The sequence below is a fragment of the Sphingobacterium sp. UME9 genome (assembly GCF_014170215.1).
GTDB classification, from domain to species: Bacteria; Bacteroidota; Bacteroidia; order Sphingobacteriales; family Sphingobacteriaceae; genus Sphingobacterium; species Sphingobacterium paramultivorum.
The window spans coordinates 119,072-134,346 of the sequence record NZ_LZZP01000005.1 but is presented as its reverse complement, the minus strand read 5'-3'; the positions used below and the strand labels follow the sequence as shown (position 1 = coordinate 134,346).

Genomic DNA, 15,275 nt, shown 5'->3' with positions numbered 1-15,275 from the left:
ATTGTCTCTAATTCCAATACAAAAAAAAATGTTACTTTTGCAAACTGTTTGGTTTTTTACCTGCTGTTCTAACTATGTACGATAATTTACAACATCCAATATTTTCAATCATTAAGGAACTCGCCGAGACAACAAATACAGAATGTTATGTCATTGGGGGGTATGTTCGCGACTATATTATGAAGCGGCCTTTTAAGAATGATGTGGATATTGTTGTCGTCGGCAGCGGCATTGAATTTGCGACTTTATTGGGTGATAGGCTACATACCAAAGTTGCTGTCTATAAGAATTTTGGTACAGCAATGTTGGTTTATGAAGGACTCAATGTGGAGTTTGTCGGTGCCCGAAAGGAATCTTATCGTGCCAACTCACGTAAGCCTATTGTGGAAGACGGTACCTTATCCGATGATCAAAATCGACGTGATTTTACGATCAACGCGATGGCGTTTTCATTGAATAAAGCGGATTATGGTACATTAGTGGATCCATTTGACGGCGTGCAGGATCTTGAACAGCGTGTTATTCGAACGCCTCTGGATCCGATAGAAACGTTTTCCGATGATCCGTTGCGTATGATGCGGGCTATCCGTTTTGCGACACAGCTAAATTTTAAAATCACGATTGATGCGATCAAAGCGATTAGCGATACCAAAGAGCGAATAAAGATTATCTCGAAAGAACGTATTATCGATGAAATCAATAAGATTATTCTCTCACCTAAGCCGTCAGTCGGTTTTAAATATCTTTTTGATACTGGTCTCCTGGAATTGATATTTCCAGCCATGTATAATTTACATGGGGTTGATGTCATTGATGGCAAAGGCCATAAAGATAATTTCTACCATACGTTGGAAGTGCTGGATAATGTATGTGAATTGTCTGAAGATCTCTGGTTACGTTGGGCAGCGATTATGCATGATATTGCCAAACCGGCAACAAAACGTTTTGATAAAAAGCTCGGCTGGACGTTTCATGGCCACGAAGATCGTGGTGCCCGTATGGTACCAAAGCTTTTTGCTGAATTGAAGCTGCCGCTCCATGAGAAAATGAAATTTGTTCAAAAGCTGGTACAATTGCATCTTCGGCCTATTGTGTTGGCACAGGATATCGTAACGGATTCTGCTGTACGTCGTCTGTTGTTTGAGGCGGGTGATGATATTGAAGCCCTTATGATGCTATGTCATGCGGATGTGACCACAAAAAATGAGTTTAAAAAGAAAAAATATCGTCAGAATTTTGAACTTGTCAAACAAAAATTGAAGGATGTCGAAGAGCGAGACAAGGTTCGAAACTGGCAGCCGCCGATCAGTGGAGAGGATATCATGATCCTATTTGGCTTAGCGCCAGGGCGTACTGTAGGCCAGCTGAAAAATTTGATTCGTGAGGCTATTCTGGAGGGCGAGATTCCAAATTCCCGATTAGAGGCTTATCAATTCTTGGTGAAAAAGGCAGGGGAAATGAACCTGACGGTCAAACAAGAAATCCCATTGGAAATTTCCAATTCTTAAAATATAGTATTAATTTTAGAGGGTTAAAAGAAGAAAATAGCAGAGATGGCAATTTATAGATTTAGAGTTACTTTTGAGGATTATGAAGATGTATATCGTGAGATCGACATGCCTTCTAAAAGTACATTTATAGACCTACATGAGGAGATCCATAAATCAACAGGATATGCTCCAGATGCATCTTCCTCTTTCTATGTGAGTAATGATCAATGGAAAAAGGGAATTGAGATCGCATTTAAGCCTACACAACGTAAAAAAGATGCTGAGGTATTGTTGATGGAGAATATCCGTTTGAGTAAGTTTATCGATGATCCACATCAGAAATTTTACTACGTTTACAATTTTGATCGTCCTTATGATTTCCAGGTTGAATTGATCAAGATCTTGAAGGAAGAGGATGGGAAGGACTATCCGGCGCTGTTTAAGTCTATGGGGCAGGTTCCTAAAACCATGACTGCGGCTAATTTCCCAGTAGCGGATGCTGTTGAAGAGGACGATTATGTGGAGGAAGACGATACGCAATATGGCGTAGATGATGAAGACGAATTGGATGGCTTCGACAGTGATGGTGACGATGAGGAAGAGAGCGAAGAAGGTGAAGAGCGTGAAGAATCCAACGGCTACGAAGACGAATATTAATTAAGAAGACTTTACAGGTCCTTTTAGGCCTGTGAAGTGCTATATTATGGCAAATAGAAAAACATTGATAGCCATTGTGGGGCCAACTGCCGTTGGTAAGACTACAATGGCTATTTCATTGGCACAATATTTTAAAACAGCGATAATTTCTGCTGATTCTCGTCAGTTCTATCGGGAAATGTCTATTGGTACAGCTAAACCAGATCCAGCGGAACTTGCTGCTGCTCCCCATTATTTCATTGATTCACACGCTATCACGCAGGATTATTCTGCAGGAGATTTTGAACGTGAGGCTTTACTGAAACTAGATGAACTATTTCAATTGCATGATGTCGTAATTATGGTAGGTGGATCGGGCCTGTTTGTACGGGCCCTGTGCGAAGGATTGGATGATCTGCCCAAGGCCGGGGATGAAGTGCGCGAGCGACTTAATCATGAACTTGCAGTATTGGGATTGGAGGTCTTAAAAGATCGATTGAAAAGTATTGACCCTGCATATTTTGAAACGGCAGACATCGATAATCCGCAACGTGTCGTACGGGCTCTTGAAGTTTTTGAGGCGACAGGTAAACCGATGTCCTTTTACCATAAGAAAGATGTCGAGAAAAGACCTTTTGATATACTTACCATTGGCTTGAATATGGATCGGGCAAGATTATATGAAAGGATCAATTTACGTGTAGATTTGATGATGGCAAATGGCTTATTGGACGAAGTTAAAAACCTACTGCCCTTTAAGACGAAACCTGCACTGCTCACTGTCGGTTATGCTGAGTTGTTTGATTATCTCGATGGCAAGCAGTCTTTGGCGGAAGCGACCGAAAAAATCAAACAAAATTCGAGACGTTATGCCAAGCGACAGATTACATGGTTTAAAAAATATGGTAATACGCACTGGTTTCAATCCCAGGAAACAGCCGCTATAATTGATTTTATTCAAAAGGAGCTGACGGGAGAGCATTCCTAAGCATTTAGCAGGAGTAGAGAACTTGACGTTATCCGCGAAGATTCAAACGAAGCTTATAGACCGCGTTTCAAGGCATGTATAACGTATATAGGCAATAAAAAAAGCCTTTGTTATTGTTAATAACAAAGGCTTTTCTATTTCATTTTGGAAATTACTTTACTAAATAGTTCCATCCGAATGGATCTTCTACTTTGCCATAGCGCAAGTCGTTGAGGTAATTCAAAACACGATTTGAAAACTCTCGGCCCTCTACTGGTGGCAAGTGATAATCTTGTCCTTCAAAACCGATACGGCTGATATCGGTAATTGTGGCTGCCGTACCAGCTGCGAAAGCTTCAGTTACTGTACCGGCTTTAATACCGTCAATTAGTTCTTGAATAGATACCTTTCTCTGCTCGGCTTTATAACCCCATTTCTCCGCCAATTCCATAATTGTACGGCGTGTTACACCGTGTAAGATTGTATCACCATGTGGTGTAATAATCGTATCTCCAATGCGGAAAATAAGGTTTGCCGTACCTGCTTCTTCAATATATTTATGTTCAGAAGCATCTGTCCACATAATTTGGTCATAACCTTCGTCATTGGCCAATTGTGTAGGGTAAAGCGATAAGGCATAGTTACCTGCATTTTTAGAAAAACCAACACCACCTTCTGCTGCACGCGTATAGTAGGTCTCAACTTTTAAGCTGATTGCTTTGCTGTAATATGCGCCTACAGGACCAGTGATAATGATAAATTTGTATGACTTTGAAGGGTGTACACCTAATGCCGCTTCTGTTGCGAACATAAAAGGACGGATGTACAATGATGAACCTTCTTTTGCCGGGATCCAGTTACGGTCGATGTCCAATAGTTTGCTTAGGCCATCCATAAAAATCTCCTCAGGTACCTCCGGCATTTGAAGACGTGCGGCAGATTTGTTGAATCTTTCCCAGTTTCTGTCCGGACGGAAGATACTCACTGTTCCATCTGCAAATTTATAAGCTTTGATTCCTTCAAAGATCGCTTGACCATAATGTAAAGCGGACATCGAAGGACTAATACTGATATCTCCATAAGGGACGATGCTGACATCTTTCCATTCACCGTCATCATAGTTTGCGACCAGCATGTGGTCGGATAAAATCTTTCCGAATTTTAGATTGTCGAAATCTACTTGCGAGAGTCTTGAATTTTGAGTTGGCTCTACGCGAATTGAATAGTTCTCTGTCGCGTTCATCTTATTTTTTAATTACTTAGGCTAAGTTAGGAAAAAAATGAAATATAAGTTGCACGTATACCCGGATAATTTACCCGCTTTGATATGCCTTTTATTTCGGACAGTTGTTCCCTATTTTACTACACTTTTTTTTGAAATGGAAGAATTTCACTTCATATTTCTCGGCTAGCCCGTATTAATAATTAAATGTGTTAATTTTTTATTAATTAACACGGTGATTTGATATTGTGGCATAAAGTTTGGCTATACAGAATGCGGTCCTATAGATGGGCTTTCTGGTCCGCAGTAACGCTATAAAATCACTTATCATAAAAATAAACTTAGTATGGAATTGACTCACAGTCTTAACAAAAGTAGTGAAGTAACATCAGGCGATAATCGCTCAGTGTTACAGGGTGAAGTTGAAGTTCAGAAGAAAGGTATTTCTATGAATTTTATCCTTGGTTTTTTTGTTTTTTTATATAAAACGGCAATTAAACCTTAACAAACCTCCATTATAGTCTAAGCTTTCTTGAGCTTATCAATTAGACGAACTCACAGCAGTTCTTTAAAACAACAAAATTCAGCAATACGAGATTAGCCAAAATAAGGGAATCCAAAAATTTTGGCTAATCTCCAGCCGGAGACCACCCTATTATTCGGTCAGTATGTGGAATTTTTCATTCGGTACGCCGTATTATTCGGCTAGTATTTTCAATAGCGGGTCGAGATATTCGCGACTATTGCTCAATCTTGGAACCTTATTTTGTCCACCTAGCTTACCTCTTGATTTCATCCATTTATAGAACGTATCTTCGGGTGCATTGTGTACAATAGGCGGTCGGAGCGCCATATTCTTAAAACGTTTGGCGTCATAATCCGAATTGATTTCACGGAGTTTAGCATCCAATATTTCACAAAAACGCCTAAAATCATTGGGTTGTTGTTCAAATTCTATCACCCATTCATGGGCTCCGGCTTCGGCATCTTTAAAATAGACAGGCCCAGCAGTATAATCTTTTATACGAGCCTGTGTCAACTTGCTCGCTTCGGCCAGAGCCTGTTCGGCGTTGTCAACAATAACCTCTTCGCCAAAGGTGTTAATGAATTGTTTGGTACGTCCGGAGATCTGAAAGCGATAAGGAGATAATGACGTAAACTTGATGGTATCTCCGATTTTATAACGCCACAAACCAGCATTAGTTGAAATGATCAATGCATAGTTTTTGCCAAGCTCCACCTGATCCAAACGTAAGGTTGACGGATTTTCTTCGTGCATTCGCTCAGTAGGTAAGAATTCGTAATAAATGCCATAATCTAGCATAAGCAGAAGATCTTCCGAATCCGACTGATCTTGTAAACCAAAATATCCTTCTGAGGCATTATAATTCTCTAGATAATACATATTGTCAGAAGGGATCAATTTTTGGAATTGCTCGCGATAAGGTTTGAAGCTCACTCCGCCATGCCCATAAAACTCTAGATTTGGCCATACCTCCAGTAGGTTGTCTTTGCCTGTAATCTCAAGAATACGTTTGGCCATAACAATATTCCATGTCGGTACGCCAGCTAGGCTCGTTACGTTTTCTTTGAGTGTAATTTGGGCAATCTGCTCAATTTTCTCTTCAAAGTTTGGGTTTAAAGTAACCTCCATATTGGGCGTTCGCTTAAATTCTGCCCAGAAAGGAAGGTTACGGATGAGGATTGATGAAAGATCGCCGTAGTAGGAATCCGGACTGAAATTGTTTATTTGTGAGGAACCACCAATCACAACAGATTTTCCTGTAAATACGCGATTTTCGGGTCTATTATGGCAATAGATTGTAAGCATATCTTTACCACCCTGAAAGTGACATTCTTCGAGCGCTTCCTCACTAACGGGAATAAATTTGCTACGGTCAGATGTGGTACCTGAGGACTTGGCAAACCATTTGATATCAGAAGGCCACAGGATATTCTGTTCGCCTTTTATCATGCGATCAACGTAGCCCTTGATATCATCATAGTCCTGTATAGGGACGCGTTCTTTGAAGATTTCTGGCGTTAATATACTTGTATAATCGTATTTTTTCCCCCATTCCGTAGCTTCAGCAGTGGCAATTAAACTTTGGAACCATTCTTCTTGTACATCGTGTGGGTATTTCATGAAAAGTTCAATCTGGTGAATTCTTTTTTTCATGAACCAAGTAAAAATGGAGTTTAATAAGGCCATAGGGGGGAGATTCTTTAATCTTTAAAATTTTTTCCTTCTTAATTCAAAATGTCGACCGAGATAAAATTTACGGGCAAGCTCATTATCTGCAATTTCCTCAGGGGTACCCGTCAACATAATCTTTCCTTCGGTCAGGAGGTAGGCCCTGTCCGTAATAGATAGGGTTTCCTGTACGTTGTGGTCGGTAATTAAGATGCCGATATTACGGGTTTTGAGCTTGGCTACAATCGTCTGAATTTCTTCTACGGCGATTGGGTCAACCCCTGCAAAAGGTTCATCCAAAAGTATAAAAGATGGATTTGCAGCTAATGCTCGCGCAATTTCGGTACGTCGACGCTCACCACCGGATAACAAATCACCCCTGTTTTTGCGGACACGGTGTAGGCTAAATTCTGTGAGTAGTTCTTCCAGTTTTGCCAAACGTTCTTCTTTATTCGGATAGTGGATTTCTAATACAGCCAGGATGTTGTTTTCTACGGAGAGCTTCCGAAAGACCGATGCTTCCTGGGCGAGGTAACCTATCCCGCGTTGGGCACGTTGGTACATCGCATCCTGCGTAATCTCCTGATCGTCGAGGAATACTTTACCTTCATTGGGCTTGATAAGACCAACAATCATATAGAATGAGGTCGTTTTTCCTGCCCCATTAGGACCTAATAACCCGACAATCTCTCCTTGTTCCACATGGAAGGAAACATTGTTGACAACGGTGCGCTGCTTATATTTTTTTATGAGATGTTCTGCCTTTAAAATCATCTTCGTGGAGTGTCTTGTGTTATATGTATCTGTTCAATAGGACTACTTAAGAACCCTCACCATTCTTTCATGCCTGGTATCTAATCCAGTATGAGGGTTTTATGCCTGACCAAATCTTGTGTAAATATATTTAATATCTTCTTACTATTGCAATACTAATACTTAATCCCTTTGATGTTTAGCTGTAAGTTTCTTTTGTTGCGCCACACATTCTCTTCAATGCTGTAACAGATGTCGAAACTTTGTCCGGAATTGATATGTGTGATATGTTCTGCCAGTCCAAAACCGATACAGTCAAATGAAGGAGAGTCTTCTTGAACAACGGTCATCTTGAGGTGATTCGTGCCTACAATAAAGGCTTGTCCTACTGCATTTATCTTTTTACTGAGGAAAATAGGAGATTCATTTTGGGGGCCGAAAGGTTCAAACTGCTGGAGAATACGGAAGAACTTAGCGTCGATATCCTTCAACGCTAGCTTAGCATCGATCAAAATTTCTTGGGTCAGCATTTCAGGACTGATACGTCGCGATACCACTTCCTCAAAACGATCTTGGAATAGGGTGACATTATCTAAGGACATCGTTAGTCCGGCAGCATATTTATGACCACCAAATTGCTCCAATAGGTCGGCGCATTCGCTTAAGGCTTCATACAAGTCAAAACCCAGTACCGAACGGCAGGAACCTGCAATATGACCATTTGTTTCGGTCAATATAATCGTCGGACGGTAATATTTTTCGGTCAGGCGGGAAGCTACAATACCAATGACACCTTTGTGCCAGTCGGCTTTATACAATACAGTGGATTTGCGGCTTTTAAGTAGGGCATTGTCCTCAATGAGTGCCAGCGCTTCTTCTGTTATTTTGAGATCAAAGTCTTTACGGACATTGTTTTGATCGTCAATGCTCGAGCTAAAGTCTTTGGCTTCTTGTAGCGATTTGGAAATCAAAAGCTTGACGGCATCTTTGGCATGGTCTATTCTTCCAGCAGCATTAATGCGTGGGCCGATCTGGAACACAATGTCATTAACTGTAAAGATCTTCGTTCGATTATTTGATAAGTCAATCAGTGCCTTTAGTCCGACGCAGGGATTCGTATTAAGTTTAATAAGGCCAAAGTGGCTGAGTATTCTATTTTCACCGGTAATCGGAACAATGTCCGAAGCGATACTCACGGCCACAAGATCCAAAAATTGATAGCAGGCATTGATATCCATGCCGTTGGTCAATATAAAAGCCTGAATAATCTTAAAGCCGATTCCACAACCTGAAAGTTCTTTATAGGGATATTCACAGTCTGCACGCTTGGGATCTAATACGGCATAGGCTTTGGGAAGTTCTTCACCGGGAAGGTGGTGATCGCCAATGATAAAATCAATTCCTTTGCTATTTGCGTAATCTATTTTATCGACTGCCTTGATACCGCAGTCCAAGGCAATAATTAAGCTGAAACCATTTGCTGCGGCATAGTCGATGCCTTGTGTGGAGATGCCATAACCTTCGGCATAGCGGTCTGGGATATAAAACTCCAGCTGGCTATGAAATTCCCTGAAAAAACTATAAACAACGGCTACCGCTGTGGTACCGTCTACGTCATAATCTCCATAGATCAGAATTTTTTCTTTGTTGCCGATGGCTTGGATAATACGGGTGATGGCTTTCTCCATGTCCCGCATCAAAAATGGATCGTGCAAATCCGATAATTGAGGTCTAAAAAACTGCTTTGATTCGTCAAAAGTCTCAATTTCTCTGCTCACGAGCAACTCTGCCAATACAGTGTTGATGTTTAATTCCTCGCGCAGTTTGTTGGTTATTTTGACATCAGTTTTAGATTTTAGTACCCACCTTTTTTGCATATCTTTGCACAATATTTTAAGTGTAAATATACGTTTTAAGGCTGGACTTACCTAATTCCTAAACCCGGTATTGATCCGCTGTTGCTTAACGTGCATATTCCCAATGTTTTAAATATGGTGCAGGCTTATTCTTTATATGAAGGTTCTTTTTCCGTAGACAAGAGTAGAAAATTTATTCCCTTTGACCCACTTCTAGACGACCCTAAGGACCGACCGGGGGCGATGTTTATCCATGTCCATCCCTTCTTGATCCAAACTAATGCCGGACTTGTTCTCTGTGATACCGGCCTTGGCTATACCGATGACAGTGCTGTGCTACAGCTGCATCATAATATCCGTAAGGCTGGCTTTAGACCCGAAGATGTAAAATATGTACTGATGTCCCACCTTCATAAGGATCATGCCGGTGGGATGGTCACATTTGAAAATGGAACTGGACGTATCGCATTTCCTGAAGCCGAATATATTGTTCAACGTGGGGAATGGGAAGACGCCTATTCAGGGATCTCCAGTTCATACAGGACCGAGATTTTTGATGTGATTCAACGCAGTGGAAATTTGGTACTGGTGGAAGGTGAAGGAAAAATAAATGATGAAATCAGCTATGCGCTCAATGGTGGACATACAGCGCATCATCAGGCATTTCATATTCAAACGGATGATCAGCACTATTTCTTTGGCGGAGATGTATTACCTGAGCCTGAAGAAATTTTCCATAATTATGTCGCCAAATATGATTTTGATGGTCGGCGCTCCAAAGCCTTGCGTCAAGAGTATTGGGCAGAAGGCGCGCCAGCAGGCTGGATTTTTTTGTTTTATCATTCTAAAAATATAACCATTGGCCGTAGTCAGATCCGGGAAGATGGAACCTATAAGCTGGTTAACGCAAAGTTATAAAGTAAAAACCTCCATGACCTTTTGGGAACATGGAGGTTTTTGGAAGGTTTAGTATCCCGGATTTTGTGGGAAGGCTGCACCAGTGTTACTGTCAATAACTTCTTGTGGAATAGGCCAAAGAATAAATTCTTTTTTCACCACATTTTTTGATTGTGTGTTTAATGTTTGTACGCGGCGTAAAAAGATATCCTCACCAAAGCGGGCAAGGGTCATACGGCGCATTTCCTCACCAATAAGCTCCCGCGCGCGTTCGTCGAGAATCAAATCAGCATTGATTGCTGTGGCATCGATTAATGACGCTTTTGCACGGGCACGGACAGCATTGATGGCATCTTTAGCTTGTGCCGGTTTATTGGCGCGCCAGTATGCTTCAGCCAATAGTAGGTAAGTTTCTGCCAGACGTACTTTCACACGGTCCTTCATATTTCCTTCAAATGCAGGATCAACAGCTGTCTTTCCGTAGAAAAATTTGGTTGTTGTCGGGAATACATTGCCTGATTCTTTGATGGCGTCGGTAAGTACGATCTTCTTGCCATAAAGTTCAGGGACGGAAGGATCGTTATAATACCAATCGCGTTTGATATTGAAAGCTGAATTTCTGACATCTTGTTTTTCATAACTATCCAGCCACCATTGATAAGGGCGTACGTGCCCAAGACCTCTTCCACCAAGCGAGTCGGCCAAAGCAAATCCTTTTTGTTGTGAATAGAAAGGCACCCAGGCACGTTTACTCCAATCCGTGTAGCGGTCGCCGCCCCCTTGTGTATTGTATTCCAATTGGATGGCCCAGATCGTTTCTTGATTGCCGGAACCGCGATTTTGATTGTTTTCGATAAACATATCGTGGAAATAATCCCCGGGTTTATCTTTTTCGGCACCAAAACGTTGATCGTTCAATTTAAAGTAGCCACTTTGAATAACTTTGTTGGCAGCTTCTGCAGCTAAATCAGGCTGTCCAGCTTCGATATATGCTTCTGCCAGGTAGTGTAAAGCAGCCCATTTCGTCAATTTACCTTCCTGAATTGTTCCTGGATTGTCGGGCAGGTTTTCACTTGCATACTTCAGGTCTTCAATCATGTGCGTCAAGATTTCAGCTTTCGGTGTACGCGTGAAATCGCGACGGGGTGTTTCGGATACCTTGTCCACCCAAGGCACATCGCCGTACAGGTTGACTAAGTAGCGATAACTATAGGCGCGGAAGAAACGGGCCGTTGCTTCCACACGTTTTGGATCGTTGTCCTTGTCTGTCCAGCTAATGCCATCCTTTTTTAAAGCCTCGAGGATAGTATTGGTATTACCAATAAATCCATAGGCATATTTCCAATAATTGCGGACATAAGACGAAGCAGGATTTAGCGTATAATTGCTGAATGGAGCCAATGTAGCGTCTGTACCTGTGGTTTTGATAGCAACGATATCTGTTCCGACCTGTAGCGCCTCCTGTGGAGTTGCTCCTTGGGAAAAGATACTACCGTTCCAGGTCAGGAATTCCATGCGGGCATAAGAGTATAAACCATTTAGTCCAGTTTCGAAGCCTTTGGTATTAATATAGGTATTATCAGGTGACTGAAAGCTGCTGGTGTCTTCATTTAAGAAGTTCTTGCTGCAGCCTGTAAAAAGTAAGCTTAGGCCAGCTAGAATTGTATATAAAGTTGTATTTCTTTTCTTCATGATCTTGATGTGTTTAGAATTGGACATTTACTCCCAATGAGAATGTTCTCGCAACAGGATAAGGACTGGCAATATTTGTCGTTGTTGGATTACCTGTGGTCGAACTTACGCTCAATGCCTCTACGTTGTAACCTTTGATTTTGGAGAATGTATAGAGGTTACGGGCGTTAATAAATGCTTTAATGGAAGAGAGATTCAATCTTTTTAGAAAATCGCCATCAAAGGTATAACCCAAGCTAAAGTCCCTAATTCGCCAATAGGATGAATTGATATAATACGTATGGTTATTTACAGGCGTGTATCCAGGGGATGGGATGTCTGTGTTTGTACGCTCCGGTGTCCAATAAGGCATGTCAGCGAGATAATTGGCGCCGTTGTTAGGTAAGAAACGTTCGATGTTTTTGAAATCATCTATTTTCGTTCCACCAAATGCCCCATTCATAAAGAACGACAGGGAGAAATTTTTGTACGTGAAATCATTGCCTATACCGAGTGTATAAGGTGATATTTTGTTCCCCATCATGGTGCGGTCATTGGCATCGATTTTACCGTCGTTGTTGAGGTCAGCTAACTTGGCATCGCCAGGTTTCGCTTTAGGTTGATAGGAGTTTGCGATGTCTTCGCCCTCTTGCCATACACCAATGACTTTATAATCGTAGAAAATACGGATAGGCTTTCCGATTAACCAGGCATTGGTCAAATCATCTTTTCCATCAGCGCGCAGTTTGGTGATTTTATTGTTGTTATAGGCAAAGGTCGTATTTACATTCCATTGGAAATTGTCGTTTTTGACAGGTATGGCATTCAAGGTAACTTCTATCCCTTTGTTGGAAGTTTCACCGATATTGGTCAAAATGGTGTTGTAGCCGTTCATGACAGGGACCTGTTCACTTAATAAAAGATCCGATGTTTTTGAGGAGTAGTAGTCGATCGTTCCTGAAAGTCTATTTTTGAGAACACCAAAATCCAAACCAAGGTTTAATGAAGCTGTTGTTTCCCAAGTTAGATTGCTTCCACGTCCATTGAAATTCATCACAAGTCCTTTGACTGGGTCAAGACCATAAATATAATCGACGTTGGTCAGACGGTCGTAAGTTTGATAAGGTGATACGGCCTGATTTCCATTTTTACCATAAGAAACACGAAGTTTTAACAAGTCGAAATAGTCCTGCACATTTCCTTCTTTAGAAACCACCCAGGCTCCTGCAACGGATGGGAAAAATGCATATCGGTTGTTTACAGAAAATGCACTATAACCGTCCGAACGACCTGTTAAGGTTAATAGGTAGCGATCCTTAAAGGCATAGTTGATTCTTCCCATGTAGGAAATCATCGCTGTATTTTGAAGGTTGGATTCGATCTTAAGATTTTTAGAGGCAGAAGCCATGTTGTTATATCCGGCATCTGATACAAAATCGTCTCCATTCATTCTTGAAGTTTTCAAATTTGTTTTCTGGGAAGAATAGAGGCCCACGACATTGATCTTGTGGTCACCAAAGGTACGGTCATAGGTCAAGAGATTTTCCCAGGTCCAGTCCCAGAAATGCTCATTGTAAATTGATCCGGTACCGTTCACGCCGCGTCCTGTAACCGTATTCGAACCATAGTAGGAGTTTTCGTTAATATTTCGGTAGTTTGTTCCGAAGGTAGTTTTGAAACTTAATCCTTCAATAGGGAGTTTCACATCAAGCCAAGTATTCGCATAGACCGTTCTTCTGGTCTGATCCCATTGGCCTTTTTCGTCTGCGAAAGGGTGTGCCCACAATGTTTGTGCGTACATCGGGTACGTTACAGCAGTGCCATCTGCATCACGGTTTTTACTGTAAGGGGAAAGTTTTACGACACTTTCGAGATTAGGCTGTACGCCGTCACGGTTCCCTTGAGAAGCCTGCATGGTCATTCCTAGCTTTAACCAAGAGCTTAAACTTTGGTTGAGGTTTAGATTGACATTATATCTTTCGTAGGGCGTGTTTTTTACCACACCATCTTGATTTAGGTAGCTTACAGATGCATAGTAATCGGATTTATCCGTTCCACCCGAAAAGCTGAGTTGATGTTCCTGAATGGGAGCGCCACTATTGAATACTTCGTCCTGCCAATTGACTTCTTCCCCTTTTTTGTATTGTTCCAATACGTTGGCAAAAAGATAATTTTCTGGGTTGAGCTGATCGCCGGTTTTTCCTTTCGAAGCCTGGTAATCACGCATAAATTGGATGTACTGTGGGCCGTTCATCAATTTAAGGCGGCGTTCTACACTTTGAACCCCAAAATAGCCGTTATAATTGATGCGTGCTTTTCCTGCTGCACCCTTTTTTGAGGTGATGAGGATAACGCCATTTGCAGCTCTTGAACCATAGATTGCGGTGGATGAAGCATCTTTCAGTACCGAGATACTGGCAATTGTATTGGAAGAGATATCACCCAGGGAACCACTAAAAGGAATTCCATCCAGGATAATTAGGGGTGCATTGGAGGCAGAGATCGAGTTCTCACCGCGGATATTGATAGAAGCTGTTTCGCCAGGTTTGGCCGAGCCGGAATTGATCGCTAAACCAGAAATCTTACCTTGAAGTTTATCGACAACATTCGGTGAATTTATTCGTTCCAGGGATTTTGCTTCCACTGTAGCGATACTTCCTGTCAAATCGCTCTTTTTCTGTTTACCATAACCTACGACCACAACTTCATCCAAAACATCCTCGGATTTTGTCAAGGTTATTTGTGATGCTTGTGCTGCAGAGACTTCTTTCGCCGTAAATCCGATCGAGTTAAATGTTAGGATGGCACTTTTTGAACTGACGTTCAGTGAGAAGATACCGTCTTGATTGGTTGTAGTTGCTGCTGCTTTACCTTTTTCAGAAACGGTAACACCGCTTATTGGTTTCCCCGTTTCATCAACGACCTTTCCGGAGACGGCTTGCTGGAAGGGTGAACGACTGGTTATTGCAACCAAATTACGTGGATTTGCTACCCCGTAAATAGGTGCCGCTAATGACAAAATTGATAATGGTGTCAGAAGGATGAGATGACTCTTTTTGACCATAGGTGTGTAATTTAGATTCAGTAAGTGTTTAATGCGGCAATTATAAAGAAATAAAGCGTTGGCAATTCTATTGCTTCTTGGAACAAACGATTGCACGAACTACGAAAACGTTATAGAAATGGGGTTTTGTAATGAAAAATTGGAGCTAATGGAAGCTGATTTGTTCGGCTAGGAATTCCGATCGTTAATAGCAGGTGTACGTTAAGCGATTTTATTGTTGTTCAGTTGTGTCATCAAGATGCCATACGTCGAAAAAAGGGATGAAATCGGTTAAAAGGGTCGTTTTTCTGCTCTTTTTTTAGTATTTTGGGGTAATTTGGTCTTTGTAGCCCATCCCGTCAGATACCAGCGGATTCGTTTAAGATTGATTTTTTGGGTAAATTTGTGTTTTAGTAGCTAAGGGCTGATGCTGTTTTTTCTAAAAGTCTTTGTTTTTTGTTAGAAAGAACCTTTAGCTTGTTTTCGTAATTGTTGTAAGCAACGTTATGAAGCTTATATTATTAGTATTTATTTAAATAGAAGATT

Annotated in this window: 11 protein-coding genes; 5 read left to right on the top strand and 6 right to left on the bottom strand. The window is 41.4% G+C overall.

What is annotated here, in order from left to right; genetic code table 11:
* The first annotated feature begins 74 nt into the window (after window positions 1-74).
* From A9970_RS09300 to miaA, 3 genes are read left to right on the top strand one after another with little or no spacing between them, the layout of a single operon-like run.
* Window positions 75-1,508: a CCA tRNA nucleotidyltransferase gene (locus tag A9970_RS09300; protein ID WP_153845706.1), complete on the top strand. Its 1,434-nt coding sequence runs from the start codon at window positions 75-77 to the stop codon at window positions 1,506-1,508.
* 45 nt (window positions 1,509-1,553) lie between these two features.
* The gene (locus A9970_RS09295; RefSeq protein ID WP_153845705.1) at window positions 1,554-2,147 is read left to right on the top strand and encodes an IS1096 element passenger TnpR family protein; all 594 of its coding nucleotides are present in this window, start codon (window positions 1,554-1,556) and stop codon (window positions 2,145-2,147) included.
* A gap of 46 nt (window positions 2,148-2,193) precedes the next feature.
* Entirely contained in the window at window positions 2,194-3,114 is a 921-nt protein-coding gene (gene miaA / locus A9970_RS09290; RefSeq protein WP_182982104.1) for a tRNA (adenosine(37)-N6)-dimethylallyltransferase MiaA, read from the top strand.
* A 151-nt stretch (window positions 3,115-3,265) separates the two neighbouring features.
* Here the strand turns inward: miaA and A9970_RS09285 are convergent, their stop codons facing one another.
* Window positions 3,266-4,336, bottom strand: a complete 1,071-nt coding sequence (locus A9970_RS09285; RefSeq protein ID WP_046672808.1) for a branched-chain amino acid aminotransferase — start codon at window positions 4,334-4,336, stop codon at window positions 3,266-3,268.
* Between the two features lie 325 nt (window positions 4,337-4,661).
* Here A9970_RS09285 and A9970_RS09280 point away from each other — a divergent pair, with 325 nt between their 5' ends.
* A complete protein-coding gene (locus A9970_RS09280) occupies window positions 4,662-4,820 on the top strand; it encodes a hypothetical protein (protein WP_157698580.1) in 159 nt (52 codons plus the stop codon).
* A 192-nt stretch (window positions 4,821-5,012) separates the two neighbouring features.
* Here the strand turns inward: A9970_RS09280 and A9970_RS09275 are convergent, their stop codons facing one another.
* From A9970_RS09275 to recJ, 3 genes are all read right to left on the bottom strand, one after another.
* Window positions 5,013-6,527 (bottom strand): GH3 auxin-responsive promoter family protein, encoded by a 1,515-nt coding sequence (locus tag A9970_RS09275; RefSeq protein WP_153845702.1) that lies wholly within the window; start codon window positions 6,525-6,527, stop codon window positions 5,013-5,015.
* 21 nt (window positions 6,528-6,548) lie between these two features.
* Window positions 6,549-7,283: an LPS export ABC transporter ATP-binding protein gene (gene lptB, locus A9970_RS09270; protein WP_028072074.1), complete on the bottom strand. Its 735-nt coding sequence runs from the start codon at window positions 7,281-7,283 to the stop codon at window positions 6,549-6,551.
* Window positions 7,284-7,438: 155 nt separating this feature from the next.
* Complete coding sequence (gene recJ, locus A9970_RS09265; RefSeq protein WP_153845701.1) at window positions 7,439-9,139, bottom strand: single-stranded-DNA-specific exonuclease RecJ; 1,701 nt, start codon at window positions 9,137-9,139, stop codon at window positions 7,439-7,441.
* A 114-nt stretch (window positions 9,140-9,253) separates the two neighbouring features.
* Between recJ and A9970_RS09260 the strand changes: the two genes are divergently transcribed.
* The gene (locus tag A9970_RS09260; RefSeq protein ID WP_159727237.1) at window positions 9,254-10,036 is read left to right on the top strand and encodes an MBL fold metallo-hydrolase; all 783 of its coding nucleotides are present in this window, start codon (window positions 9,254-9,256) and stop codon (window positions 10,034-10,036) included.
* A gap of 48 nt (window positions 10,037-10,084) precedes the next feature.
* Here the strand turns inward: A9970_RS09260 and A9970_RS09255 are convergent, their stop codons facing one another.
* Both A9970_RS09255 and A9970_RS09250 read right to left on the bottom strand, forming a co-directional pair.
* Entirely contained in the window at window positions 10,085-11,707 is a 1,623-nt protein-coding gene (locus A9970_RS09255) for a RagB/SusD family nutrient uptake outer membrane protein (protein ID WP_182982103.1), read from the bottom strand.
* Between the two features lie 13 nt (window positions 11,708-11,720).
* Window positions 11,721-14,750: a TonB-dependent receptor gene (locus A9970_RS09250; RefSeq protein ID WP_182982102.1), complete on the bottom strand. Its 3,030-nt coding sequence runs from the start codon at window positions 14,748-14,750 to the stop codon at window positions 11,721-11,723.
* Between the last annotated feature and the right edge of the window lie 525 nt (window positions 14,751-15,275).

Excerpts from the sequence above, each read along its gene's own strand:
- A9970_RS09300 (WP_153845706.1), top strand. The coding sequence starts at position 75 with ATGTACGATAATTTACAACATCCAATATTTTCAATCATTAAGGAACTC.
- A9970_RS09295 (WP_153845705.1), top strand. The coding sequence starts at position 1,554 with ATGGCAATTTATAGATTTAGAGTTACTTTTGAGGATTATGAAGATGTA.
- miaA (WP_182982104.1), top strand. The coding sequence starts at position 2,194 with ATGGCAAATAGAAAAACATTGATAGCCATTGTGGGGCCAACTGCCGTT.
- A9970_RS09285 (WP_046672808.1), bottom strand. The coding sequence starts at position 4,336 with ATGAACGCGACAGAGAACTATTCAATTCGCGTAGAGCCAACTCAAAAT.
- A9970_RS09280 (WP_157698580.1), top strand. The coding sequence starts at position 4,662 with ATGGAATTGACTCACAGTCTTAACAAAAGTAGTGAAGTAACATCAGGC.
- A9970_RS09275 (WP_153845702.1), bottom strand. The coding sequence starts at position 6,527 with ATGGCCTTATTAAACTCCATTTTTACTTGGTTCATGAAAAAAAGAATT.
- lptB (WP_028072074.1), bottom strand. The coding sequence starts at position 7,283 with ATGATTTTAAAGGCAGAACATCTCATAAAAAAATATAAGCAGCGCACC.
- recJ (WP_153845701.1), bottom strand. The coding sequence starts at position 9,139 with ATGCAAAAAAGGTGGGTACTAAAATCTAAAACTGATGTCAAAATAACC.
- A9970_RS09260 (WP_159727237.1), top strand. The coding sequence starts at position 9,254 with ATGGTGCAGGCTTATTCTTTATATGAAGGTTCTTTTTCCGTAGACAAG.
- A9970_RS09255 (WP_182982103.1), bottom strand. The coding sequence starts at position 11,707 with ATGAAGAAAAGAAATACAACTTTATATACAATTCTAGCTGGCCTAAGC.
- A9970_RS09250 (WP_182982102.1), bottom strand. The coding sequence starts at position 14,750 with ATGGTCAAAAAGAGTCATCTCATCCTTCTGACACCATTATCAATTTTG.